21 protein-coding genes are annotated in these 25,551 nt (G+C 72.7%); 9 read left to right on the top strand and 12 right to left on the bottom strand.

Going from position 1 to position 25,551, the window contains the following annotated elements:
- Positions 1–7: 7 nt before the first annotated feature.
- From B082_RS0103800 to B082_RS0103770, 7 genes are all read right to left on the bottom strand, one after another.
- Entirely contained in the window at positions 8–799 is a 792-nt protein-coding gene (locus tag B082_RS0103800) for a hypothetical protein (protein WP_018550489.1), read from the bottom strand.
- A gap of 14 nt (positions 800–813) precedes the next feature.
- On the bottom strand, positions 814–1,401 hold the full coding sequence (locus B082_RS0103795; protein WP_018550488.1) for a hypothetical protein: 588 nt from the start codon (positions 1,399–1,401) through the stop codon (positions 814–816).
- A 178-nt stretch (positions 1,402–1,579) separates the two neighbouring features.
- Complete coding sequence (locus B082_RS0103790) at positions 1,580–2,356, bottom strand: succinate dehydrogenase iron-sulfur subunit (protein WP_018101096.1); 777 nt, start codon at positions 2,354–2,356, stop codon at positions 1,580–1,582.
- Entirely contained in the window at positions 2,356–4,110 is a 1,755-nt protein-coding gene (sdhA, locus tag B082_RS0103785) for a succinate dehydrogenase flavoprotein subunit (protein WP_018550487.1), read from the bottom strand. Before sdhA ends, B082_RS0103790 begins: the two co-directional genes overlap by 1 nt.
- Before the next feature lie 30 nt (positions 4,111–4,140).
- Complete coding sequence (locus tag B082_RS0103780; RefSeq protein WP_018550486.1) at positions 4,141–4,617, bottom strand: succinate dehydrogenase hydrophobic membrane anchor subunit; 477 nt, start codon at positions 4,615–4,617, stop codon at positions 4,141–4,143.
- A gap of 5 nt (positions 4,618–4,622) precedes the next feature.
- Complete coding sequence (gene sdhC / locus B082_RS0103775) at positions 4,623–5,003, bottom strand: succinate dehydrogenase, cytochrome b556 subunit (RefSeq protein ID WP_026249405.1); 381 nt, start codon at positions 5,001–5,003, stop codon at positions 4,623–4,625.
- A gap of 243 nt (positions 5,004–5,246) precedes the next feature.
- Entirely contained in the window at positions 5,247–5,756 is a 510-nt protein-coding gene (locus B082_RS0103770; protein ID WP_026249404.1) for a 2-oxo-4-hydroxy-4-carboxy-5-ureidoimidazoline decarboxylase, read from the bottom strand.
- Positions 5,757–6,101: 345 nt separating this feature from the next.
- On the opposite strand from B082_RS0103770, the gene B082_RS0103765 reads away from it, so the two are divergent.
- The 5 genes from B082_RS0103765 (at position 6,102) to B082_RS0103745 (ending at position 11,906) form a co-directional block, all read left to right on the top strand.
- Positions 6,102–7,703, top strand: a complete 1,602-nt coding sequence (locus B082_RS0103765; protein ID WP_026249403.1) for a beta-N-acetylhexosaminidase — start codon at positions 6,102–6,104, stop codon at positions 7,701–7,703.
- Between the two features lie 206 nt (positions 7,704–7,909).
- The gene (locus B082_RS0103760; protein ID WP_026249402.1) at positions 7,910–8,605 is read left to right on the top strand and encodes a DUF4328 domain-containing protein; all 696 of its coding nucleotides are present in this window, start codon (positions 7,910–7,912) and stop codon (positions 8,603–8,605) included.
- Positions 8,606–8,767: 162 nt separating this feature from the next.
- Positions 8,768–9,337 (top strand): hypothetical protein, encoded by a 570-nt coding sequence (locus B082_RS0103755; RefSeq protein ID WP_018550481.1) that lies wholly within the window; start codon positions 8,768–8,770, stop codon positions 9,335–9,337.
- A gap of 410 nt (positions 9,338–9,747) precedes the next feature.
- Positions 9,748–10,728: an RNA polymerase sigma factor gene (locus B082_RS0103750; protein ID WP_026249401.1), complete on the top strand. Its 981-nt coding sequence runs from the start codon at positions 9,748–9,750 to the stop codon at positions 10,726–10,728.
- Positions 10,728–11,906 (top strand): hypothetical protein, encoded by a 1,179-nt coding sequence (locus tag B082_RS0103745; RefSeq protein ID WP_018550479.1) that lies wholly within the window; start codon positions 10,728–10,730, stop codon positions 11,904–11,906. Before B082_RS0103750 ends, B082_RS0103745 begins: the two co-directional genes overlap by 1 nt.
- Positions 11,907–12,092: 186 nt before the next feature.
- On the opposite strand, the gene B082_RS0103740 is transcribed toward B082_RS0103745, so the two are convergent.
- Positions 12,093–13,037, bottom strand: a complete 945-nt coding sequence (locus tag B082_RS0103740) for a L,D-transpeptidase family protein (RefSeq protein ID WP_026249400.1) — start codon at positions 13,035–13,037, stop codon at positions 12,093–12,095.
- A 192-nt stretch (positions 13,038–13,229) separates the two neighbouring features.
- On the opposite strand from B082_RS0103740, the gene leuE reads away from it, so the two are divergent.
- A complete protein-coding gene (leuE, locus tag B082_RS0103735; RefSeq protein ID WP_018550476.1) occupies positions 13,230–13,898 on the top strand; it encodes a leucine efflux protein LeuE in 669 nt (222 codons plus the stop codon).
- Positions 13,899–13,908: 10 nt separating this feature from the next.
- On the opposite strand, the gene B082_RS0103730 is transcribed toward leuE, so the two are convergent.
- On the bottom strand, positions 13,909–15,333 hold the full coding sequence (locus tag B082_RS0103730) for an FAD-dependent monooxygenase (protein ID WP_018550475.1): 1,425 nt from the start codon (positions 15,331–15,333) through the stop codon (positions 13,909–13,911).
- A 59-nt stretch (positions 15,334–15,392) separates the two neighbouring features.
- Here B082_RS0103730 and B082_RS0103725 point away from each other — a divergent pair, with 59 nt between their 5' ends.
- Positions 15,393–16,040, top strand: coding sequence for a TetR/AcrR family transcriptional regulator C-terminal domain-containing protein (locus B082_RS0103725; protein WP_018550474.1), 648 nt, complete (start codon positions 15,393–15,395; stop codon positions 16,038–16,040).
- A gap of 253 nt (positions 16,041–16,293) precedes the next feature.
- On the opposite strand, the gene B082_RS0103715 is transcribed toward B082_RS0103725, so the two are convergent.
- Positions 16,294–18,813, bottom strand: a complete 2,520-nt coding sequence (locus B082_RS0103715; RefSeq protein ID WP_026249399.1) for a YfhO family protein — start codon at positions 18,811–18,813, stop codon at positions 16,294–16,296.
- Between the two features lie 294 nt (positions 18,814–19,107).
- On the opposite strand from B082_RS0103715, the gene B082_RS0103710 reads away from it, so the two are divergent.
- Both B082_RS0103710 and B082_RS0103705 read left to right on the top strand, forming a co-directional pair.
- Complete coding sequence (locus tag B082_RS0103710) at positions 19,108–20,652, top strand: glycosyltransferase family 29 protein (protein WP_018550472.1); 1,545 nt, start codon at positions 19,108–19,110, stop codon at positions 20,650–20,652.
- Positions 20,649–22,955, top strand: a complete 2,307-nt coding sequence (locus B082_RS0103705) for a glycosyltransferase (RefSeq protein ID WP_018550471.1) — start codon at positions 20,649–20,651, stop codon at positions 22,953–22,955. The genes B082_RS0103710 and B082_RS0103705 overlap by 4 nt, the downstream gene beginning before the upstream one ends.
- A 54-nt stretch (positions 22,956–23,009) precedes the next feature.
- On the opposite strand, the gene B082_RS0103700 is transcribed toward B082_RS0103705, so the two are convergent.
- Entirely contained in the window at positions 23,010–24,377 is a 1,368-nt protein-coding gene (locus B082_RS0103700; RefSeq protein WP_018550470.1) for a polysialyltransferase family glycosyltransferase, read from the bottom strand.
- The gene (locus tag B082_RS0103695) at positions 24,374–25,354 is read right to left on the bottom strand and encodes a glycosyltransferase family 2 protein (protein WP_026249398.1); all 981 of its coding nucleotides are present in this window, start codon (positions 25,352–25,354) and stop codon (positions 24,374–24,376) included. The genes B082_RS0103700 and B082_RS0103695 overlap by 4 nt, the downstream gene beginning before the upstream one ends.
- Positions 25,355–25,551 lie beyond the last annotated feature (197 nt).

Here is a 25,551-nt window from a genome sequence, read left to right as displayed (position 1 = left end):
GCGCCGCTCAGCTCTCCTGCGGGCGGCCCTCCGCGGCCTGCCGCGCCAGCTCCTCCCTGATCCCCTCCGGGCCCAGCGCCAGCAGCTCGCCCACCGCCTCGTTCCACCCCTCGGCCGCCCGCTCCACCCCGTCCCGGAAGCCCCGCCGCAGCGGCCCCCCGGCCAGCAGCAGGGCGACGGCGGCGACCGGGCGCAGCAGCCACCGGCCGCGCAGCGAGACCGCGGCCTCCACCAGCCACCGGCCGTCCGCCGCCCGCCGGGGCCGCAGATACAGCCGGGCCTCGCCCAGCAGGTGCTTCACCCGGGCCGTCGCCGGGGCGCGGGCCGAGGGCGGCGCCCCGGGCGGCAGCAGCGCCGCCGCCCACCACGCGGTCAGGTCGACCCGCGCCTTCCCCGAGCCCCGGCGCAGCGACCCCGAGCCGTCCGGGCCCCACATCCGGCCCTGCGCCTCGAACAGCCGGGGCCGGTCGGGGGCGGCCAGCCGCAGCGACAGCCTGCCGCTCATGTCCGGCGCGCCGAACAGCAGCTCCACCTCGGCCGCCGCGGTGCGCCGCCACTCGCGTACCCGCAGCGCCATCCGCTCGGCTTCCTCCGGCAGCGCGATCTCGTACCGCGCACCGGACCTGAGGTGCCGGCCCTTCACCAGCCGCAGGTCCGCGACCGGCTGCCCGCCCGGCAGGAGGACGCTCCCGCCGCTGGCCCTGGTCGACTCGGCGAGGTCGCAGAGCAGCGAGGCCAGTTCGGCGGCCGGCTCGGGCTCCAGGGCCAGGACGTGGACGGAGTGCCGCAGGACGGTCATCGGGGCGTCGGCCCTCAGACGCTCATCGAGCGGGCGGTGTTGACCTGGGACATCACCATCGCGAAGGTCTCCGGCTGCATGGCGGGGATCATCGTCGAGTGATGGCGGCCGGCACTGGTCACCGTCACCTGGATGAAGCCGGTCGTCCGCTTCTGCTTCATCAGCAGGAAGAGCAGACCGATCAGACAGAACAGGGCGAAGATGATCGCCAGCACGATCGCGACCGGCGGGATCTTCTCCTCGGTGCGCGACATGTCCGTCGCCGTCCACACCGCGCCCTTGAGGGGCATCGTCCCGGACGGCGTCACGACCGAATCGTTCATCACCGTGATGTCACCGATGGACAGCACCGGCGCCCCGCCGCCCGCCGGGACCATGCCCGGCCCGCCCGGATAGCCGTACCCCGCGTTCGGGGGCGCCGGATACCCGTAGCCCGGGGGCTGGGCCGGCGGTCCCGAGAGCGGCTGCGGGTAGCCGTAGACCGGGTTCCCGGCGGCCGGGTAGCCGTAGCCCTGGCCGCCCGGGGCGGGCGGAGGGGTTCCCTGGTTCTGGGGAGGACCCCACTTGTATGAGTCGTCCGCGTACGGATTCGGATCGCTCAACGTTCCCCGCTCTCGTTCTCCCCGCGCACCCCCGTGCGGCGGTTGGCGAACCGACCACCGGTTCCGCACGACCGTACCGTCCGGGCCCGCCCGTGCGCAGCAAGAGGCCCCGCCTCCCGAGGAGTGCGAACTCCTCGGCGGGCGGGGCCCCTTATGCCGCTCGCTCGCGGCCGGCGGATCAGAAGCGACGCGTGATCAGCGCGCGCTTGACCTCCTGGATCGCCTTGGTGACCTCGATGCCGCGCGGGCAGGCGTCCGTGCAGTTGAAGGTGGTGCGGCAACGCCACACCCCGTCACGGTCGTTGAGGATCTCCAGGCGCTGCTCGCCGCCCTCGTCGCGCGAGTCGAAGATGAAGCGGTGCGCGTTGACGATCGCCGCCGGGCCGAAGTACTGGCCGTCGTTCCAGAACACCGGGCACGAGGACGTGCACGCGGCGCACAGGATGCACTTGGTGGTGTCGTCGAAGCGCTCGCGGTCCTCGGGGGACTGGAGACGCTCGCGGGTCGGCTCGTTCCCCTTGGTGATGAGGAAGGGCATGACGTCGCGGTAGGCCTGGAAGAACGGGTCCATGTCGACCACGAGATCCTTGAGGACCGTGAGGCCCTTGATGGCCTCGATCGTGATCGGCTTCTCCGGGCTCAGGTCCTTGATCAGCGTCTTGCAGGCGAGCCTGTTCTTGCCGTTGATTCGCATGGCGTCCGAACCGCAGATGCCGTGCGCGCAGGAGCGGCGGAACGTGAGCGTCCCGTCCTGGTCCCACTTGATCTTGTGAAGGGCGTCGAGGACGCGCTCCTTCGGGTCGATCTCGATCTGGAAGTCCTGCCACTGGGCCTCGTCGGAGACCTCGGGGTTGAACCGCCGGATGCGGAACGTGGCCGTGATGTACGGCGAGTCGGCGAAACCGGCCTCGGGCTCGGGAGCCTTGTCGGCCTTGTCCAGGGTGGGTGTAGCCATCAGTACTTACGCTCCATCGGCTGGTAGCGGGTCTGGACGACCGGCTTGTAGTCCAGCCGGATCGACTCGGTGCCGTCGTCGGCGACCTCGCGGTACGCCATGGTGTGGCGCATGAAGTTGACGTCGTCGCGATTCGGGAAGTCCTCGCGGTAGTGACCGCCGCGGGACTCCTTGCGGGCCAGCGCCGACGTCGCCATGACCTCGGCGAGGTCGAGCAGGTTGCCCAGCTCGATGGCCTCCAGCAGGTCCGTGTTGAACCGCCTGCCCTTGTCCTGGACGGACACGTCGAGGTAGCGCCTGCGCAGCTCCGCGATCTTGTCCACCGCGGTCTTGATCGTCTGCTCGGTGCGGAACACCATCACGTTGGCGTCCATGCACTCCTGCAGCTCCTGGCGGATCGCCGCGACGCGCTCGGTGCCCGTGGAGTTGCGCAGCCGCTCGACCTGGTCGACGACCAGCTGCGCCGGGTTCTCGGGAAGCTCGATGAAGTCGCTCTTCGCGGAGTACTCGGCCGCGGCGATGCCCGCGCGGCGCCCGAAGACGTTGATGTCGAGCAGCGAGTTGGTGCCGAGGCGGTTGGCGCCGTGCACCGACACGCAGGCGACCTCGCCGGCGGCGTACAGGCCCGGGACGACGGTGGTGTTGTCGGCCAGCACCTCGCCCTCGACGTTGGTCGGGATGCCGCCCATGGCGTAGTGCGCGGTCGGCTGGATCGGGATCGGGTCCGTGTAGGGCTCGATGCCGAGGTACGTACGCGCGAACTCGGTGATGTCCGGGAGCTTGGCGTCCAGCTGCTCCGGCGGCAGGTGCGTCAGGTCCAGGTAGACGTGGTCGCCCTCGGGACCGCAGCCGCGGCCCTCGCGGATCTCCGTGTAGATGGAGCGCGAGACGACGTCACGCGAGGCCAGGTCCTTCATGACGGGCGCGTACTTCTCCATGAAGCGCTCGCCGTCCTTGTTGCGGAGGATGCCGCCCTCACCGCGGGCGCCCTCCGTCAGGAGGATGCCCATGCGCCAGATGCCGGTCGGGTGGAACTGGAAGAACTCCATGTCCTCCAGCGGCAGCCCCCGGCGGTAGCAGGCGGCCTGGCCGTCACCGGTCAGGGTGTGCGCGTTCGACGTCACCTTGAAGAACTTGCCGGTGCCGCCCGAGGCGTAGATGACCGACTTCGCCTGGAAGACGTGGATCTCGCCGGTGGCCAGCTCGTAGGCGACGACGCCGGCGGACTTCTTGACGCCGTCCTGCTCGACGATCAGCTGGTCCAGGACGTAGAACTCGTTGAAGAACTCCACGCCCTCCTTGACGCAGTTCTGGTACAGCGTCTGGAGGATCATGTGGCCGGTGCGGTCGCCCGAGTAGCAGGCGCGGCGGACCGGGGCCTCACCGTGGTTGCGGGAGTGACCGCCGAACCGGCGCTGGTCGATCTCGCCCTTGGGCGTACGGCCGAACGGCAGGCCCATCTTCTCCAGGTCGAGAACGGCGTCGATGGCCTCCTTCGCCAGGATCTCGGCGGCGTCCTGGTCGACCAGGTAGTCACCGCCCTTGATCGTGTCGAAGGTGTGCCACTCCCAGTTGTCCTCCTCCACGTTGGCCAGCGCGGCGGCCATGCCGCCCTGCGCGGCGCCCGTGTGGGAGCGGGTGGGGTAGAGCTTGGTCAGCACGGCGGTGCGGCTGCGCTTGGTCGACTCGATGGCCGCGCGCATGCCGGCGCCGCCGGCGCCGACGATGACGGTGTCGTACGTGTGGATCTGCATGGTTTACCTCTGGTCCTTCGGGCCCGGCGCCTAGCGGATGTTCGGGTCGAAGGTGAAGATCACCAGCGTGCCCAGCAGGACGGTGAACACCGTGGCGGTGTACAGCAGCATCTTCAGCCAGAAGCGGGTGTTGTCCCGTTCGGCGTAGTCGTTGATGACCGTACGCAGCCCGTTGGCGCCGTGCAGCATGGCGAGCCACAGCATCGCCAGGTCCCACATCTGCCAGAACGGCGAGGCCCAGCGGCCCGCCACGAAGGCGAAGCCGATCTTGGAGACGCCACCGTCCAGCACCAGCTGGATCAGCAGGTGACCGATGACCAGGACGACCAGCACGATGCCCGACAGGCGCATGAAGAGCCAGGCGTACATCTCGAAGTTGGTGCGCGAACCCTTGGGGGTCTTGCCGGTCCGCTTGCGCGGCGGCTCGATGACCGGGGCCGGGTTGTCGACGTCGTACAGGGAGACACCCTCGACGGCGCCGATCGCGGAAGACGTTTCGGTGGACATCGGCCTCAGCTCCCGAAGACTTCACGTACGGCGTGGCCGAGGACGGGGTACAGGGCCCCGACCATCAGCACGATCCAGATGCCCAGCACGGCCCAGAGCATCTGCTTCTGAACGCGCGGGCCCTTGGCCCAGAAGTCCACGGCGACGATGCGCAGACCGTTCAGCGCGTGGAAGAGAATCGCGGCCACCAGGCCGTATTCGAGCAGCGCGACGATCGGCGTCTTGTACGTGGACACGACGTCGTCGTACGCCTCCGGAGAGACGCGGACGAGGGCGGTGTCCAGGACATGTACGAACAGGAAGAAGAAAATGAGGACACCGGTGACTCGATGAGCCACCCAGGACCACATGCCTTCCCGGCCGCGGTACAGCGTTCCAGCCGGCACGGAAGAACCCTCCGGGAGCGGGGATTGGGGTCGGCCGGCTTGACTGTCGGTCTGACCCGGCCGGGTACGGTCCACCGGCCCCGGCCATCGTAGCGACGGATTGTCGGTTCGATCGCGCGGGGGCCTCTGGTGTGATCAAAGTGGCAACGAATCAGGCACGGACGGGCTATGGACAGACCCCCGGCACCCTGCTTACCGCCGGGGGGCGGGGGAAACCGGCCCGTACGGACCGCCGTCAGTCCGTTACTGACTCGATACCAGCGCCATGATGCGTCCCCGGGCGAGTCGCCGCATCTCGTCCGCCGTCACCGCCCGCTCCCGCTCCTCGTCGTGGCCCAGCCGGGCCCGGATGCCGGCCAGCATCTGGTCGGGGTGCTCGCTGGGCCGGTAGCCGTCCAGACAGATCACGAAGACATGGCCGAAGGTGCGCTCGTACTCGGCGTGCGCGGCGTCCAGCGCGAGCCGGGCGGCGTGCGGCGCGTCCGGGCCGAGCGCCGGGGACACCTCGGCGGCCAGCGCCTGGGTGTGATCGCTGGGGGAGAGGTCGTACCCCGCCTCGTCGGCCGCCGCGAGCAGCGCCTCCACGTCCGGGTAGGGGCGGTGGGCGGCCAGCCGCTGCGCCCAGCGGTGGCTGCCGAAGCACTCCAGCAGGGCGGCCTCGGCCTCCGGGGCGGGCGCGTCGTTGAAACGGCGCAGGCCCGGGGCGGGCGCGGTGGGCCGGTCGGGGAGGGGGCCGTGGTTCTGTACGGGCACGGCGGAGCGCCGGGCGGGCCGGTCCGGCTGCTCGGGGAGGCCTGCGTGGGACTCGCTGGACCTGGACAGCATGGGCTCCTGGAGTCAACGGCATCTGTGAACCTGGAGGGGGGAGGGACCGACGGGACCAGGCGGATGCGGGGCGAGAGGAGAGACGAATGCGCCTCAAAGCTAGCGAGGCGGGGCAACAGTCGTGCGAAGGATGCGCGAATTTCACCCGGACGGGAGAGTTTCGCGATGCCTGAAGAGCGGATGTGTGAGGAGAATGCCCGGCTGCCTCCATGCATCTGACCTGTTTTCTTGTATTTCTTCTCTCTTCACCCTGAAACCGGAGGTTTCTGACTGATGGCACCCTCACGCGGCGCTCTCATGGCCGTGACGGCGGCGGCGGCCGCGGCGAGCGTCGCCGTCGCCGGCTGCGACGGCTCCGGAGCCGAACACCGCAACGGTTCCGAGACGTCCCGCGCGGCGTCGTCGGCACCGTCCCCCACCCCCTCCCCGACCCGCAGCTACCCGCTCTCGAAGGCGCCCCGCACCATCCCGGCCGTACGCGAGCACACCGCCGCCCACGGCCCCGGCTGGCGGCCGGGCAAGAACAGCGGGGTCGTCATCGCGGACGGCAGCGGCAAGCTCGCCGACGAGGGGAAGCTGCTCGCCGGCGAGCTGAAGATCAGCTACCGGGGCGAGGTGCCGGCCCGTGCCGGGGACATCGAGCTGGCCCTCGCCCCGAAGGCGTCCGGCGGGCCGGAGTCGTACACCCTGCGCACCCACGACGGGCGTGTCACGATCAGCGGGCCCGGCGAGGCGGGTGTCTTCTACGGCACCCGCACCCTCAAGCAGTCCGTGCGCGCCGACGGCTCCATGCCCGAGGGCGAGGTGCGCGACCGGCCCGACAAGCCGCAGCGCGGGCTCAACCTCGACATCGCGCGCAAGCACTACAGCGCCACCTGGATCGAGGACCGGCTGCGCGAGATGGCCGACCTCAAGCTCAACCAGCTCGGCCTGCACTTCTCCGACGACCAGGCCTTCCGCATCGAGTCCGACACCCACCCCGAAGTCGTCTCGCCCGACCACCTCACCAAGGCGCAGGTGCGGCGGATTGTCGCGCTGGCCGGCCGGCTGCACATCGAGATCGTCCCGGAGATCGACTCGCCCGGTCATCTCGGCGCGGTCCTGCGCGCCCACCCCGACCTCCAGCTGCACAACGTCTCCGGGGTGGCGTCGACCGGGTCGCTGGACATCTCCAAACCGGGGGCGGCCAAGCTGATCGACGAACTCCTCGGCGAGTACGCCGAGCTGTTCGGCGGCGCCTACTGGCACCTGGGCGCCGACGAGTACCGCGCGCTGATGGCGAGCAACCCCGCCGCCTCGTACCCGCAGCTCCAGCGCGCCGCCGTCGCGAAGTACGGCTCCGGGGCCGGTATCGCCGACCTCGCCACCGGCTGGCTCAACGACCGGGCCGCGGTGGTCCGCAAGCACGGCATGCAGCCGAAGGCCTGGAACGACGGGCTCTTCCGGGACAGCACGGTCCAGGCCGACAAGAACATCGAGGTCGAGTACTGGACGGGCAAGGAGTACGGGGCCCGGTCGCCGGAGGAGTACCTGCGCCAGGGCCGCAAGGTCCTGAACCTCAACGACGAGTTCATGTACTACGTGCTCGGCCAGCCCAACGCCTTCGTCTACCCCACCGGCAAACGGATCTACGAGCAGTGGACCCCGCTCGTCCTGCGCGGCACCACCCCCGTCCCGGCGCGCTACTCGGACCAGATCCTGGGCGGCCGGTTCGCCGTCTGGGGTGACCTGCCGAACGCCCAGACCGCCGCGCAGGTGGCCGAGGGCATCCGGATGCCGCTGCGGGCGACGTCCCAGAAGCTGTGGGACCCGGGCAAACCGAAGCTGACCTGGGAGAAGTTCCGCTCGCTGGCGAAGGAGATCGACGCGGGCTGAAAACCCCTGGCGGTGGACAGGGCGGCGACCGGACACTACGTTCCGCTTGCCGCGCTGTCCGGGGAGGGACGCGCGGTCCACGCGTTGACGTCCGAATCCTGGGGGGTTCCATTTCCATGCTCTGTTCACTCTGTGGTGCGAGACCGGCCAGCACCGCTGACGGCCGGTGCGCGATGTGCACCGGCTTCCACCGCGAGGGGGAAAGGGTGAGGCCGGTACCGGTACCGGCCGGCCTGTACCACCTGCGCTCACCGGTCGCCCTGGGCAGGGTGGTGTGCGTGCTGCTCGGCTCGGTGGCCGTGGCGGACGCCCTCTCGATCGCCTCCGGTGTCCACGCCCGGCTGCTGCTCGGGGACCGGACGGAGGACGGCTACGCGACGGTCGACGACCTGACCTGGACCCACGCCGAAGCGCTGTACCAGTCCACCGGCGCGCTCCAGGGCCTCACTCTCCTGGCCACCGCCGTCGTCTTCCTCATCTGGCTGCGCCGGGTCCGTCGCAACGCGGAGGTTTTCGACCCGGGCGCCCACTCCATGCGGCCGGGCTGGGCGATCGGCGCCTGGTTCGTGCCCATCGGCAACCTCTGGCTGCCGTACCGGGTCGTGCGCGACGTCCGGACCGCGAGCGAGCTGCCCGGTACCCCCGGCGGCCGGTCCGCGTTTCCGGGCGTACTGCTGCACGCCTGGTGGGTGGCGCTGGTCGCGGCACAGCTGTTTGGCCGGTACGCCTCCCGGCGCTACGAAGCGGCCGAGACCCTGGACGAGATCACCGACGCGCTCGACCTGGTCGCCTTCTCCGACGTGCTGGACATCGTGGCCGCGGTCCTCGCCGTCCTGCTCGTCCGCGGGCTGACGGCGATGCAGGGCGAGCGGGCGACGCTCGGCCCGCTCGCGGTGGGGTAACGGTTCGGGCTCCGGCGCGCACCGGCAGCGTGAGGCAGCGGTAATCGGCCAGCAGCAGTGACGCTTTTCGGCCATTCGGCGCTGAATGCGATAACAGGAAGCGCTGCGCCCCGCTGCGTCCCGGCGGGGGACCGGCACGGGCGGGGGCCGACAGGAGACGTCATGAGCCTGCTCGAACTGATCGCCGCAGCCGACGAGCGCGGGCTCGCCGCCAGTGCGGCCGCCTGCCTCGAACGCTGTCTGCCCCAGCCCGGGGCGGGCGCGGACCCCGACCCGCTGCGCCCGCTCTGGGCCGGCTGCGCCGACGCAAGCCTCTGGCCCGCCCGGCTCGCCGAGGCGCGCGCGGCCCTGGACGCGCTGCCGGACCCCGGGGAGCCGGTCCGGCGGGTCCGGGAACTGCTCGCCGCGGCCCCGCACGAGCGGGCGGGCGAGGAGCTGCGCGCCTGGGCGGACGACTGTTCCGTGCTGGCCCTGGAGGTCCATCTCGGCCACGACGCGCCCCGGCCCGGCGCCCCGGATCTACCGGCCCGCTGCCGCACGGGCCGACCGGCCGGCGCGGGCCCACTGCTGGCGGGCGAGGCCGCGCGCCAGACCCTGATCCTGGAGATGCTCGCCGGCATCGACGAGTCCGCCCCCGCCGGAGCCGGGCTGCGCCAGGTCCTCGACGTGTCGACGGAGGGCCAGCGGGTGCTGCGCGCGGCGGTGTCGCGACGGGCACGGGGGCGGGGCTGAGGAGGTCCCGGCGGGTCTGTGCCCGGTGGACTGCCGCCGGCTGTACGCGGCGTCGGTGACCGGAGGAGGCGGCACGCCGCGCGGTTCGCGGGCGAGCGCGGCAGTCGCCTGCTCGTCCGGAGGGCGGCGCTCTTCGAGGAGGCGCGCGCGGGAGCCCGGCGAGGACGACCGGGGCCGCCACCCCCCACAGGAGAGGCCCCGGTCGTCTTCCGCGGGGCCGCAGGACGACCCCGTACTCATCTCAGCGCCGTGGGTGCGTTTTCTGTCACACCGGGGGCAGGGGAGGAAATGTTGCGGGTTGTACAAGTCATGGACGTGGTGCACGCGAAGGACGTAGCGTGCTGAGTCGCGCAGGGAGGCGCGGCAGTGGTGACCAGCTGCGATTAAGACGGCAGGGCAGGGTTGAGGGAGTGCTGGGGGACGACGCGGGGCTTACTGCCGCGGTGCTCGCGGCACAGCACGGGGACGAGGACGCCTTCCGTACTGTGTACCGCGCTGTGCAGCCGCGGCTGCTGGGCTACATAAGAACGCTGGTGGGGGAGCCGGACGCCGAGGACGTGGCGTCCGAGTCGTGGCTGCAGATAGCCCGGGACCTCGACCGTTTCAGTGGGGACGCCGACCGTTTCCGGGGCTGGGCGGCGCGCATAGCCCGCAACCGCGCCCTGGACCATCTCCGGATGCGCGGCAGGCGCCCCGCCATCGGCGGCGACGAGACGGAGCTGTCCGAGAAGCCGGCCTTCTCCGACACCGCGGACGAGGCGATCGAGTCCCTGGCGACCGGCCGCACCATGTCGCTCATCGCCCAGCTGCCGCAGGATCAGGCGGAGGCCGTGGTGCTGCGCGTCGTGGTCGGGCTCGACGCGAAGAGCGCGGCGCAGACGCTCGGCAAGCGGCCGGGCGCGGTCCGCACCGCGGCCCACCGCGGTCTGAAGCGGCTCGCCGAACTGCTGCGGACCGACAGCGGGGAGGGCCGGGACGACACCGGGCGCCCTGCCGCCGGAGGCGGACTGACCGACCCCGGCGCACCGGAAGGCATCCGTCCGCGCGGTGCGGCGACGAGCACCAGCGCCCCGGAAGGCATCCGTCCGCGCGGCGGAGCGACGAGCGTCGGCGCATCGGAGGCCGGCCGTCCGCACCGTGCCGTGACGGACACCGGCCTCCCGCGCACCGCGGCCCCGGAGGGCGGCCTTCCGCGCGGCGGCTCAACCGGCGCACCGGTCGTCCCGCCCCGGCGCCCGGCCGGCCCCGGGGCCCCGTCGGCCTCTCTCCGGAACAGCACGGCGGAGGCGGCGGAACTCGGCGCCGTACCCGCGCAACGCCCCTCACGCACCGGCCTGGTGGCTCCCGCCGGTGTGACGCATTCGCGTCCCCGGACGCAGAAGGACATGTGATGGCCGACGAGCAGTACGCATGGCTTGACAAGGAAGCGGCGGAGAAGTTGCTCCGCGGCGAACCGGTCGACTCTGCCGAAGGCCGCCCCTGTCAGGATGCCGAACGCCTCGCCGCAGCCCTGGGCGCCGCAGCCCGCACCGCCCTGCCCGCCACAGGCGAACTGCCCGGCGAGGCCGCCGCGCTGGCCGCCTTCCGCGCCGCCCCGCGCCGGACCCGCACCGCACCCCGCACGGCCCCGGGCCGGGCCGCCGCCGCGCACGGAGCCGGGGCGGACGACGACGGGACCGCGATGCTCGCGCCCGTCCGCATAGGCAGGGCCGCATCCGGCGCGGGTGCCGGGGCGGCGGGTCCGCGCGGCGACCGAGCCTTCCGCTGGAGCCGGCCCCTGCGCTTCGGCCTGGTCGCCTCCGTGGCGTGCTGCGCGATCGGCGGGGTGGCCGTGGCCGCCGGGACCGGCGTGCTGCCCGTCCCCTTCGGCCGGCACACCCCCTCCCCGGCGACCTCGGTCTCGGCCGCCGCCTCGCCCGAGGAGCTGGGCTCCGGCCTCGTCCCCGACGAGGAGACGTCCGTACCGCCGCCGCCCGGCTCCCCCGACCCGAGCACCCCGTCCCCGCACGCCCCGCCCCCCGGCGGCGGCACGGACCAGGACGGCGAGGACACCGCCCACGCCGACGGCACCACCCCCGACAGCGGCCGGAGCGGCAAGGGCGACAGCGGTACGGACCGGTCGGACGGCAGTGGGCCGGGCGGCGGGACGGGCACCGACGACGACACCGCCGCCGGCGGGTCCACGGACACCGAGAAGGGGCACGGCGGGTCCGGCGACGAGGACGACACGTCCGCCGCCTGGTACGCCAAGACCCTGAAGGCCTGCCGCGACTACCGCGACGGCAAGCTCGAAAAGGACCGCAGGGAACGCCTCGAAGCCCTGGCCAAGGGCGCGCGCAACCTGGACCGCTTCTGCGACCGGCTGCTCGACAAGGCGGGCGACGACAGCGACGGTCAGAGCGGCGACGGGAACGCCGAGCAGGGCGGCGACGCCTCGGGCGCGCTCCCGTCCATCCATTTCACCGAGTCGCCCGGCCCCTCGGTGGCGGCCATCGCCCCGGACCCGGCGACGAGGGGTTCCGGCACCTCCTCCGCGCCGGATCCGACCGCCTCGGCGGCGGCCCGCTGACGGCCGATACCGCCGGGTGTGACGTTTTCCGGCCTGCGGACGCTGTACAGAATGAGCCGACTGGTCATCGGCAGCGCCCGGAGCCGGGGTTCCCCCCGTACCTACGGCTCGGCGCACATGGCGCGGGCGGGACACGTTCCCCCGGTCCCGCCCGCGCCCCTCAACACCCGCTGCTCGCAGGACTCGCTACTTGTAGACGACGACCTTGTCGCCGTTGCGGACCTGGGAGAACAGGGACGCGATCTTCCCCTCGTCCCGGACGTTGACACATCCGTGCGAGGCGCCGTTGTAGCCGCGGGCCGCGAAGTCCGAGGAGTAGTGCACCGCCTGGCCGCCGCTGAAGAACATCGCGTAGGGCATGGCCGTGTGGTAGATCGACGACACGTGGTGCCGCGACTTCCAGTACACGGAGAACGTGCCCTCGCGGGTCGGGGTGTACTGCGAGCCGAACCGTACGTCCATGGACGAGACGACCTTGCCGTCGATCATCCAGGACAGGGTCCGGCTGTTCTTGCTGATGCAGAGCACCCGGCCCGTCAGGCACCGCTTGTCCGGCTCGGCGACCGGGACGGTGGTCGGGGGGTTCAGCTCGGCGGCCGTCGGCGTGTGCGTCATGCCGAGCAGCTTCTGCCAGGTGACGGTGTCCGTCTTCCCGGTCCTGGACAGGCCGCGCTTGCCCTGGAACGACTGCACGGCGGTGGCCGTGACGGACCCGTAGTAGCCCGTGGGGGTGCGGTTGAAGTGCCCGATCTGACGCAGCCGGGCCTGCAACTCGCGCACCTGCTTGCCCTCCGCCCCGCTCGCTATGAGAACCGTGCCCTGCGGATCGGCGGACGACGGCGTGCCGCTGGGCTTCGGCGGCGCCTTCGCCGGTTCCTTCGTCTTCGTGGCGCTCGCGGACGGGCTCGCCGTCTCCGTCCGGTCCCCGCCCGGCTTCGCGTCCTCGGTGGGCGAGCCGGAACTGCTGCTCGCCGGTGCCGACGGAGCGGCCCGCGCGCTGTCGGCCGCCTGCGCCTTGCACCCGGCGGTCACGGCCGCCAGCGCCAGGACGGCCACGGCGGCGGTGGCCGCGCCGCCTCCCCGGACGCCCCTGTGCGCGCATCCGCGCCCGGTCCTGCTGGTGCCTGTCATCCCGACCCCCTGAATCCGTGTATTCCATGGGACGGGTTCCCGCTCCGACCGGTTGCCGAATCCTTGCGCGTGATGGAAAAGCGGTAACGATGCGGCTGCCGCCGTGGCGGTGACACGGCGACGAGGTCCGGGGCGGCGGGCTCGCGGGACCTGGCGGACCGGGTGTCGTACCCGCGTGCGACACTCCGTTTCATGCTGGGTGTCACCGACCTTCCGACCTATCTCGCCGGCCTGGTGCTGATCGTTCTGCTGCCGGGGCCGAATTCGCTGTACGTGCTGTCCGTCGCCGCCCGGCGCGGGGTGCGGACCGGGTACGTGGCCGCGGCCGGGGTGTGGACCGGGGACACCGTGCTGATGACGCTGTCCGCACTGGGCGCCTCCTCGCTGTTGCAGACGACGCCCGTGCTGTTCGCCGTCGTCAAGTACGCGGGTGCGGGGTATCTGACCTGGATGGCCATCGGGATGCTGCGGGCCGCGGTGTCGATGTGGCGCGAGCGGCACCGGAGGGTCGCCGAGATCACCGGGGAGGGCGAGGACGCGGCGCAGGTGCCCGGGGGCATGGAGCGGCCGTACCGGCGGGCGCTGGTGGTCAGCCTGTTCAACCCGAAGGCGATCCTGTTCCTGATCTCGTTCTTCGTGCAGTTCGTCGACCCCGGTTACGCCTACCCGGCGCTCTCCTTCCTGGTGTTGGGCACCCTGCTCCAGATCGCCAGCTTCCTGTACCTGACGATGCTGATATTCGGCGGCACCCGGCTGTCCGCCGCGTTCCGCAGCCGCCGGCGTCTCTCGGCGGGGGCCACGTCGGCGGCCGGGGTGCTGTTCCTCGGGTTCGCCGCGAAGCTGTCGCTCAGCAGCGTCTGACGAGGCCGGCTCAGCCTGCCGCGAGGCCGAGGCCCAGCGGGGTGAGGTATTCCGCAAGACCGGCCGTGTCCCGGCCCGCCCAGCCGATGTAGCCGTCGGGGCGGATCAGGAACAGGCCCGTTCCGTACGGCTCGTAGGCGTCGGGCAGCCGGTGCGTCCGCAGTGCCGCCGTGCCGGGCTCCGGCAGTTGCGCTTCGGTGCCGACGGCCAGCAGCGTGAAGTGCGGGCCCCGGAAGACGTCGAACAGCCGCCGGCCGTCCGCCGGTCCGTCGGGCGCGCGGTCGCCGGCCTCCAGCGCGCCTGCCCGGCCCACCGACAGCGGGCCCTCGCGGTAGCCCAGGCCCAGTTGCTGGGTTGCCCTGCCGCGCTCCTGCTCGCCCCGGTGGATACGGGTGGACAGGCCGAGCATCTCGGCGGCGACCGGGCGGCGCTCCCGCTCGTAGCTGTCGAGCAGGGCGGCGGGCGCCCCGTGCCGCAGCACCTGCCCGAGCTTCCAGCCCAGGTTGTACGCGTCCTGCACGCTGGTGTTGAGCCCCTGGCCGCCCGCGGGGGAGTGGACGTGGGCGGCGTCCCCGGCCAGGAAGACCCGTCCGTCGCGGAAGCGGTCGGCCAGGGCGGCGCGCGGGCGGAAGTCGGAGGCCCAGCGCACCTCGGTGACGTCCGCCGCTGCCAGGTGCGTGCGGGCGGCGACCACCGCGCGGACCCCGTCCGCCGAGGTGTCGGGCTCGCCCTCCTTGAACTGGGCGACCAGCTGGAAGTCCTCGGTGCCGGGCAGCGGGCAGAGCGTGATGAACCCCGCGTCGGCGTTCATCATGTGCCAGTTGAGCCGGTCGAGCGCCCCCTCGGCGATCCGTACATCGGCCACCAGCATCGGCGCCGGGTCCACCGTCTCCCCGGTCATCGCGATGCCCAGCTCCCGGCGCACGGTGGAGCGTCCGCCGTCCGCCGCGACCAGGTAGGAGGCGCGGGCCCGGCCGCCGGTCAGCTGTGCGGTGACCCCTTCGGCGTCCTGGTCCAGGCCGGTCAGCGCGGTCGAGAACGCGACGTCGCCGCCCAGTTCGCGCAGCCGGGCGAGCAGGATCTCCTGGGTGCGCCACTGCGGCATCATCCACGGCTCCCCGTACGGCTCGGCGTCCGTCGGCGGCGCGACCCGGAACATGCGGTGCTCGCCCATCCGCTCGCCGTTCTGCCAGGCCATCCCGACCGGTGCCGGGCCGCCGTACGCGCGGACCGCGCCGCCCACCCCGAGGTCGTCCAGGACCTCCCGGGTGCGGGGCTGGACGCCCTTGCCGCGCGAGCCGGGGAAGAGGCCCGGTGCCTGCTCCACGACGAGGGCGCGGACGCCCCTGCGGGCCAGGTCGCAGGCCAGGGCGAGGCCGCACGGGCCGGCGCCGACGACGAGGACGTCAGTTTCCTTAACGGTGTTAAGTTCCATGGTCCGAGTGTGACTTTAACGGTGTTAAGTTGTCAAGGAAGGGCTGTTAACTTGGCACCGTGGGTACGACGAAGATCGACCGGTCCCGGGTGGCCGACACGGCGCTGCGGCTGCTGAACGAGGTGGGCCTCGACGGCCTCAGCCTGCGCGCCATCGCCAAGGAGCTGGACGTCAAGGCGCCCGCGCTCTACTGGCACTTCAAGGACAAGCAGGCGCTGCTCGACGAGATGGCCACGGTGATGTACCGGCGGATGCTCGCCGACGACCTCCCCGCCGCAACCCCGGAGGGCTGGCAGGAACAGCTCGTCGCCTACAACAGCGGACTGCGCCGGGCCCTGCTGCGCTACCGCGACGGGGCCAAGGTCTACGGCGGCGCGCGGTTCACCGGCACCGACCACGCCGACGGCCTCGAAACCCATCTGCGGACCATGGTCGGCGCGGGCTTCGAGCTGTGGCAGGCGGTACGGGCGGGCACCACCGCGTACGCGTACACGATGGGCTTCGTCAGCGAGGAGCAGGGCGTCCGCCCGATGCCCGATCAGGGGCCGCGCGAGGGCTTCGACGTCGGCGAACGCGCCGAACGGCTGGCCCGCTACCCGCTCGCCGCGGCGGCCGGCCCCGAGATCTTCGCCCGCTACGACGAACGCTTCGAGGACGGTCTCCGGCTCATCGTCGCGGGCATCGAGGCCCGGTACGGCGCGCACTGAGGACGACTGCCGCCACCGCTACCCCGCCCAGCCGTCAACCATGCGCGCGCCGGGGGTCGGCGCTGTACCCGGTCGGGCCGTCAACTATGCGCGCGTCGGGGGTCGGCGCTGTACTCGGTCGGGCCGTCAACTATGCGCGCGTCGGGGGTCGGCGCTGTACCCGGTCGGGCCGTCAACCATGCGCGTGTCGGGGGCGGCTGTCGTACCCCGCCGGGCCGTAGGCCATGCGTGCGCGCCCCCCAGGCGTGCCCCGTCAGCCGCGCCGCCGCCGTTCCCGTATCCGCACCCGCACCCGCCCCATGGCCGTCGGAGCGAACGCCACCGTGAGGAGCCCCGCCAGGGCCGCCGCCCCGGCCGCCGTTCCCGCCCGCAGGCCCGGTGGCCGGAACGCGCAGTCCACCGTGGTCCGCCCCTCCGCCACCGGGGCCGCGACCAGGCCCAGGTACGAGCCCGCCGGGCGCCCGTCGCAGCTCCAGCCCGCGATCCGGGGCGCGGCCAGCACCGCGATTCCCCGGGTGCCCGCCGGGAGCGACGCGTGCACGCCGCTGCCGGAGACCGTCACCCGCGTCGCCCCCGTCCGCTTCAGCCCCGCCACCGCCGAGGCCAGCCGGTCCGGGTCCAGACAGCCGACCGAGTCGTGCGGCACGGTCCCGGGCCGCTCCGCCCGCAGGCTCACCGCGATGCGGCCCGATCCCGTGCCGAGGGGCAGCACCCCGGCGCGCCGGGCCGGCAGATCGCCCCGGATGTCCAGCGGGTCGCCGGCCGTGCCCAGCAGCGCGGTGCCGAACAGGTCCGGCGCCCACAGGAACACCCGGCTGCCCGCCGGACAGCTCGCGCTCAGCGTGTACGTGCCGGGCTCGGCCTCGTACGCGTGGGTGTTGCGGTCCGTGGCGGGCACGCCGTCGGTCGACCGCAGCGTCGTCGTCGGCAGCGTGTAGACCCGGGCGCCGAGCAGCTTCTCCTGGTTGCGGAACGGCGAGCGGCCCCAGCCGGACGCGGCGGAGCCCGGCGGGCGCACGGTCACCAGCGGCGGCACGTCCTGCCGGGTCACGGTCACCGGACGGGCGTCCGGGCGGTTCCAGCTCTGGTGCGGGTCGCGGGGCATGTGGACCCGGGCGCCGACCGAGAACACCGCGTCGGTCACCGGATTGTCCAGGCTCTGCAAGGCGCGCCCGCGCGAGGTCCAGCCGCCGCCGAGCGCGAGGAAGGTACGGGTCGTCACGTCGGGCGTATGGCTGCTGTAGTACGCCCCGCCCTGACCGCCGACCGTCAACGGGTCGTTCGCCGTGGCCTGTTCGAGCCCCGGGTCGGTGCGGTGGCGCGGCCAGCCGTCGGCGCGGGCGACGGCCTCCGCCTGGAGGCGCTGGCGCTCGCCCCAGGGTGCGTAGTCGTCCAGCTGCCTCAGCCGCTGCCGGTCGGCGTACGCGGTGGTCGCCGCGGCCTGCCCGGCCTGTGCCCCGACCAGCAGCACCACCGCGAGCACGGCGAACCGGCCGCCGCGTACCAGCGCGAACGCGCAGACCGCCGCCACCAGGCCCGCCGCGAACAGCGGATACGTCCAGCGGCTGACCAGGTCGCTGGGCGCGGCGCCCGCGGCGACCAGCACCAGCACCCCGGCCCCGCACAGCAGCGCCCGCCGGTCCGGACGGCCGTGCGCCACAGCGGTCCAGGCGGCGATCACCACCAGGCCCGAGAGCACGAACGTCTGCCGGAACGGGCTGCCGTTCGGCGTCGCGAACGCGTGCCAGAGCAGATGCGTGGGCCCCCACTGCAAGGAGAGGACGACGAGCGCCACCAGCCCCGGCCACACCCACCGCTCGGCGCGCGGCACCCCGCGGTGGAAGGCCAGCGCGCAGGCGAGCAGCAGGGAACCGGTGCCGAGGAAGAGCGCGGGGCTGAAGAAGCCGTACGTGGCGGGCAGCAGCCGGGCCGCCACATCGGACCAGCCGGCCGGGGCGAACTCCCGGTCCAGGCCCGGATAGGCGTGCCGGGTGCCGAGGAAGACCGGCAGGAGGACCGGGGCGGCGAGCCCGATGCCGAGCAGGACCGTGCGCACCGCGCGCCCCAGCCCCCGTATCCGCTCGCGGGCGGTGCCGTCCTCCAGCAGCAGCCGGACCGCCAGCACCAGCGCCGCCCCGAGCGTCGCCATGTACGCGGTGTAGAAGTTCGACACCCAGGCGAGCGTCACCAGGAGCGTGCCGAGCACCGGCCGCCGCCCGGTCCGCGCCCACTCACCTGCCAGGCACAGCAGCGGAAGGGCGATCAGCCCGTCCAGCCACATCGGGTTGTACACGGCCTCGATCACCGACCAGCCGCACAGCGCGTACGAGGCGCCCAGCACGACCGCGACCCACTCCCGGCCGCGCCCCCGGCGCAACGCGGTGAGCAGCCATGTCATGGCCGCCGCCGCCACGCCCGTCTTCACCAGCGTGATCACGTAGACCGCCAGGTCGGCGCGGTCCCTCGGGAACACCCCGACGAGCAGCGCGAACGGGCTGCTGAGGTACGTCCCGAGGTCCGGCAGGAAGCTGCTTCCGTACCCGGACCGCCAGTTGAGCAGCAGCCCGCCGTCCGCCCGGCCGTGCAGCAGGTCCCAGAGGTGGGTGTGGAACGGGACGAACTGATTGCCCAGGTCGTTCACGGCGCGGGTGCGCGGGCCGAACGGGAAACCGCGGGCCGCCGCGTCCCCCGCGCAGACGGTCACGACGGCGAGCAGGGCCGCCAGAGTGGCACACCGGCCGCGCGGCGACCGGAGAAGCGACGGAGTCCTCATGATGCGTCGAATATGTCATCGGACATCGTGAAATCCCGTGGAGCGGGAGGCGGTTCACCTGATGGTCCGCAGGCGTTCATCCAGGCACCGGAGAACACCCCCCGGGCCCCGCCCGGCACGGGCCCGCCGCCGCACATGTCCGGCGGGCCGGAGCGCAGTTTCCCGGGCCGACAGGGCGAGTTCATCCCGCGGCCGTTCAGGTTTCCTAACGTGCCACGGAACCCCGAACGGCCGACGGACATCCGGCCCCTCCCTACGCCCCTCCCCCCACGGGCACCAGACGCTTGGAGCGCCATGACGAAAGCCCGCACCCGCCGGCCACGACAGCGTGAGGCACCGGAACCGATACCGTCCGGCGGCGGCACGGCCTCCCTCGCCACCGTCCGGCCGACGGACCTGGCGACCTGCCTGCGGGCCTGTGCCGCGCACAGCGGGAAGCTGGTCGCCGGACTGGACCGGCGGCGCACCGCGCTCGCCGAGGCCCTGCGGCACATGCTGGCCACCCACGCCGCCCTGGAGCGGACCGCCCCCGACGCCTCCCCGGTCACCCTGCTGCGCCGCGTCCCCCGCAGCGGCACCGGCTCCGCCCCGGCCCTCGCCGACCCGCTGATGGACCCGCTGCTCGCCGTCGGCAACAAGGCCCTGGACTGCGGCTACGAGGACGAGCTGAAGCTCGCCGTCCTCATCACGGACACCGTGCTGACCCAGCGCAAGCGCTCCCGGGCGGCCTGGCGGCTGCGCGCCCGCGTGCTGGAGGCGATGGGCGCGGAGAGCGCCGCCGTCGAGGCGTACGAGCGCTACCTCGCCCTCACCGACGACGACGGCTTCGGCGTCGCGGCGAAGACCGCCGGGCTGCGGGCCGGCGCCGAGAGCCAGGGCGAGCTGCTGCGGAAGCTGGAGCAGGGCTGCCCCGAGGCCGCCGCCTTCGCCGCCGCCTCCGTCACCGACACCTGGGCCGAGGGCCTGGCCCTCGCCGGCCGGGGCGACTGGAACCGGGCGCGGTCCCGGCTGATCGGCGCGCTCATCGCCCAGGACCGGGCCGGCGCCCCGGTCCCGGAGATCCAGGAGGCGCTGGGCCAGTACCTCGCCCTCGCACTGGAGGCGGCCGGCGCCCCGGGCAGCGGCGGCGCCCCCGCCGCCACCGGCGACCCGGCCGCGCTCACCGAACTCGTCGCGCTGTACGCCGCACAGCGCAGGACCCGGATGCGCGGCCCGGTCGCCGACCCCGCCTTCGGCGGCGTCACCTGGACCACACTCGGCGAATTCCGCAACCGCATCGCCGGCAGGTCGATCTGCCTGATCGCCAACTCGCGGCGCGTCGGCAACAGTTCGCTGGGCGCCGAGATCGACGCGTACGACCTCGTCGTCCGCTTCAACTCGTACCGCATCGACCCGGCGGCCACCGGCAGCCGTACCGACATCCACGCCACCATCCACAAGCACGGCTTCAACTGGGACAAGAAGGTCGACACCCGGCTGGTCTTCGGCGGGATCTCCGGCGACTGGAAGTACTCGCTGCGCAACCGGCTGGTGCCCGGCGCACAGCGCTACCTGGGCGACGAGTCGCTGCGCTGGCCGCTGCGCGACATCGGCCGGGTCGGCACCGACGCCTGGCCGGCCATCCCCACCAGCGGCTTCAACATGCTGTGGCTGCTGGACTTCCTGGACGTCAGCCCCCGCCTCGACCTGATCGGCTTCGACTTCTACGAGAGCGGCGCCTACCGGCTGCCCGCCGCGATGAAGATGCCCATCACCGCCGTGCACGAGTACACCAGCGAAAAGGCGTGGGTCATGGAACGCGCCCGGAGCGTCACCGAGACGAGGATCTCCCTGCGATGACGACGACCCCCGCACCGCCCACCCCCGCCAACGCCCTCACCGGCAAGCGCCGCGTCGCCTTCGCGAGCTTCGTGGACGAGAACTACCTCCCCGGCTTCCTCACCCTGCTCCGCAGCCTCGCCCTGTCCAACCCCGGGGTCTGCGAGGACTTCATCGTCCTGCACGACGGGCTGCGCCCCGCATCGGTCGAACGGATCAGGGCCCTGCACCCGCGCGCCGACTTCCGCCGGGTGGACGCCGCGCACTACGACACGTACGCCAAGGGCGACCAGGACAACTACCTGGTGCGCAAGGCCTACTTCATCCTCGACGTCTTCCGGGTGCGCGACTACGACACCGTGATCACCCTCGACACCGACATGATCGTCCTGGACGACCTGGGCGAACTGCTGAGGCTGCGCGACGGGCTCGCCGCCGTTCCGCAGTTCTTCTACGGGCAGCACAAGCTCAACAGCGGTCTGCTGGTCATCCAGCGCGAGTATCTGAGCGACGCGTTCTGCGCCAGGATCGACGAGACCGGCCGCTCCGGCGCGTACGAGCTGGACAAGCACGACCAGGGCATCCTGAACGCCGTGCTCGACGGGGACTTCGTCCGGCTCGACGCCCGCTACAACTACGTCAAGCGCCGCCTCTCCGGCGACCTCCCGGTGCCCGACACCACCGCGATCCTGCACTTCACCGGGCGCCACAAGCCCTGGCAGGGCGGCGAGGCCGGGTACGGGCAGGCCGAGGACCGGTGGCGCGACTTCGACCTGAGCGACGCCGAGTTCCGCGCCGCCTACCTCGCCGCACCCGGCACCAAACACCACGACCTGCTGGTGCACTACGGCACCCCGCACGTCCGCCGCACCGCCGACCCCGAGAGCGCCCGCCGGGTCGCCGCCGCCCACATCGCGGCCGGCGAGTACCAGGAGGCGGCCGACCTGCTCGGCTCCGTCCGCATCCCCGTGGACGAGGCGTGGCCGCACGAGGTCCTGGGCCACGCGCTGATGAGCGTCTCGCGCTACGAGGAGGCCCGCGCCCAGCTCCTGCTCGCCACCGCCGCCCCCAACCGGGCCGCCACCGCCTTCTCGCGCCTCGCCCAGATCGCCTGGATCCACGGCGACGACGCGGCCGCGTCCCGGTACGCACACGACGGACTCGCCGTCGACCCGACCCACCGGGCGAACCGGCTGATGCGGCTGCGCACCCAGGAGGCCCCCGCGCCGGCCGAGGGCCCGGCGGACCGGCAGCTCGCCCATGTCGCCTTCTACATGGACCGGCAGGGCAACGCCGGCGACAAGCTCCTCCCCGAGAGCGTCCGGCTGGCCTTCGACCGCGACACCGGGCCGGACCGCTGGCACTCCGTCCACGCCCACCGGCTGTTCGACGAGGCGGCGCTCGAACGCGTCAACGCCCGCCGCGGCCTCGTCATCGGTGGCGGCGGCCTGTTCATCCCGGACACCGCGCCCAACGGCAACAGCGGCTGGCAGTGGAACGTCCCCGACCGGCTGCTGGAGCGGATCGACGTGCCGGTCATCGTCTACGCGGTCGGCTTCAACGCCTTCGACGGCCAGGCGTACGGCCATGGACGCGGCAGGTTCCTGACCTCGCTGCGCAAGCTCGTGGAGCGCGCCGCGTTCTTCGGCCTGCGCAACCACGGCTCGATCGAGAAGGTCCGGGCGCTGCTGCCCGCGTCCCTGCACGACAAGGTCCGCTTCCAGCCCTGCCCGACCACCGTCACCCGGCAGCTGGTGGACGGCTGGAAGGACCCGGCCGAACGCGAGGACACCGTCCTGCTCAACGCCGCGTACGACCGCTCGGGGCTCCGCTTCGGCCACGACTACGCGCACTTCCTGGCCGAGACGGCGAGCGCGGTGAAGGCGCTCGGCACCCGCGCCGAGGTCAAGTGCGTGGCCCACTCGCTGGACGACGAGCGGATCGCGTTCGACCTGCGGCGCGAGCACGGCATCTCGCTGCCCGTCATCCCGATGTACGACTTCGGCAACGACGAGATCCGGGACACCTACGCACGGACCAAGCTGGTCATCGGGATGCGCGGCCACGCCGGCATGATCCCGTTCGGCTGCGGGACCCCGGTCATCAGCCTGATCTCGCACCCCAAGATGGCGTACTTCCTGTCCGACATCGACCGGCCCGAGTGGGGGATCTCCGTCCACGACCGCCACCTCGGGGCACGGCTCGCGGAGCGGGCGGCCGGGCTCCTGGACGACCACCCGGCAGCCGTCGCCGACGTGCACGGGCGCCAGCGGGAACTGTGGAAGGTCACCGAGGCCAACGCGGCCGAGCTGAAGGGGATCTGACGCGGGGCGAGGGGGCGGGGCCCACCGGCGCCCCGCCCCCTCGGCCACGTACGTCTACCGCAGCGCCATCCGCCGCAGCGCCCGCGCCCGCCGGGCCACCCGCCGCACCGCCGCGCTGCGCGGCAGGAACGCGAACTGCTCGGGCACCCCGCCCGGCAGCCCCAGGGACGTCAGCCGCCTGCGCTTGAAGTAGCGCCCGGCCGCGGCCGTCCGGGCGGCGAGATACCGCTCGGCGACCGGACGCAGCTGCGGATAGATCCTCGGCTGCATGGCGAATCCGACCGCCCTCACCAGGTCGTTCAGCCCCTCCGGCGCCACCGCCGGGACGAGCGCGGGCCCGTCCCCCTCTTCCAGGTCCGGCACCAGCGCGTCCACCAGCGTCACCGGCACCCGGTTGCTGTTCTCGAACGGCGTCAGCCGCTCCAGCAGCGTCCGGGTACCGACCCGTGCCACCGGCAGCCCGTAGAACGCCGACGCCGTCAGCAGCGCGGTCGAGAAGCAGCCGACCACCAGGGCCGGCCGCATCCGCCGGTACAGCACCTCCGCCAGTACCGGAGCCGTGAGCAGGCCCCCGTCCAGCACGGTCAGTTCCGCGCCGAGCCGGCCCGCCTCCTCCTCCATCGCCCGCGACCACTGCGCCGGGGCCGTCGGATGCGGCTTGAACACCAGCCGGCTGTGGCCGCGCGCGACCGCCCCCCGCATCATCCGCAGATGCAGCTCCTCCTCCTCGGCGGCCCCGATCAGCCCGAGCGCGGAAAGGTACTGGCCCAGCAGCAGCGCCGGCGACTCGACGGCCGGCAGCGCCGCCGCGCCGGCCGCGTCGTCCAGCTCCCCGAGCACCTTCAGGAAGGCGTCCGTCGGCACGGTCTTCGCCCCCACCCCGAACTCCGTGAGCAGCAGGGGCCGCAGCCCCGGCACCAGATCGAGGTGGAGCAGCCGTCCCACCCGGGTCCCGACCAGCGGATCGATCCGGTTCCTCGTCGGGCCGTAGCTCATCAGCCCGTCCGCGTACACATCGACCGGTACCCCGGTGAAGATCCGGCACAGCGCCATGGCCGGGTCGACCTGGATCGACTCCACGGCCAGTTCGACCTCGTCGTCACCGAGCCCCCACGCCAGCCGCAGGTGCCGCTCCCACAGCGGCACGTCGTCCGGGCGCGGCGACCAGACGCCCGGGTGGTGCGGGGCGATCGTCGCGTTCCACGACACGACCTCGTCGAAACGTGTGCGCAGGGCGTCGAATCCCGGCATCTCGTCGAGAGAGGGGGCCGTCTCCGGGACCGGCGCGTTGTTCGCGACGAGGAGGATGCGACGGTCCGCGCCGGGGAAGAGGCCCGCGTCCAGGGCGGCGGCGAGCGTCGCCGTGCCGTAGAGGGTGGAGGCGAGGAAGACCTGCGTCGTACGGCTCCGGCTGCTGCTCACGCGGCCGCCACCTCCTTCGCGGCCGGACGGCGGCGCAGCCGGCGCAGCAGGGTCGCCCGCTCGACGTCCATCGAGTCCAGGGCCTCGTCCAGCACGTCCTGCGGCATCCGCCGCAGCGCACCCGCGCTCATCGATTTCAGCGCACGCGCCACGGGAGGTTCGAACCTCTCCACCGCGCCCATGTGATGGGAAATGATCGCGCAATAGTTGCGCACCGCTTTCGGCAGCAACGCGTGCGCGTCGCGGTCCGCCGCGGTTTCCCGTACGACCTGGTCGAACGAGCGAATGAAATCGAGCTGGCGCATGTCGCCGATCTGGGTCAGGGACGAGGCGACGCCCCGCCGGTAGAAAATTCCGAGAAGGCCGAGCACCGCGAAGGAATCCGCCTCGCGGTGCAGCCGCCAGATCCACGGCCGGTCCTCAGCCGTACGCAGCCCGTCGGTGAAGTGCAGCAGCCCCCGGTCCAGGAGCCGGCGGTGGTAGAGCCCCGCCCAGGCGTACGCGTAGTCGACCGACGTGGTGCGCGTGGCGGGCAGGATCGCGTCCCGGGGGGCCATGACCTGGCCCCGGCGGCCGTGCGGGACGCGGTGGACCGTGCGGTTGCGGCCGTCGACCTGGACGTGGTCGGTGCGCACGAAGTCGCAGCCCAGCGCCTCGGTCCTGGCCAGCAGCCCGGCGTAGAAACCGGGAGCCAGCCAGTCGTCGCCGTCCAGGAAGGCGACATAGGTGCCGCGGGCCGCGTCCAGACCGGTGTTCCGGGCGGTGGCCAGACCGCCGTTCTGCTCGTGTCCGAGGACGGCCACCCCCGGAATCTCCTCCTGCGCGCGGCGCAACAGCTCCGCGGTCCCGTCGGTCGAACAGTCGTCGACGAGGATGAACTCGAAGTCCTCGCGGGCGTTGGCCCGAAGGCTTCTGAGGGTGTCTGGCGCATATGTCCGAACGTTGTAGAACGGCACGATGACGGAGAGCTTGACCACCCGCGTCACGCTAGTTCCGGGCCGGGCATTCGCCCTGTCGGCCGTGCGGACGACGGATGAACACAATCCGTCGGAACAGTGAACCGCCGAACCCCCGAGGGAATTCTCCGGCCCCCTTCCAACGGGCCGGGCTGCGGGTTCGGCAAGCGTCGGCGGGCTGTTAACCCTTTGTTGCTTTTACGTTGGGCCGCCCATCC

The organism is Streptomyces sp. ATexAB-D23 (genome assembly GCF_000373645.1).
In the GTDB taxonomy this organism is placed as follows: domain Bacteria; phylum Actinomycetota; class Actinomycetes; order Streptomycetales; family Streptomycetaceae; genus Streptomyces; species Streptomyces castrisilvae.
This window is presented reverse-complemented; position numbering and strand designations above follow the sequence as displayed.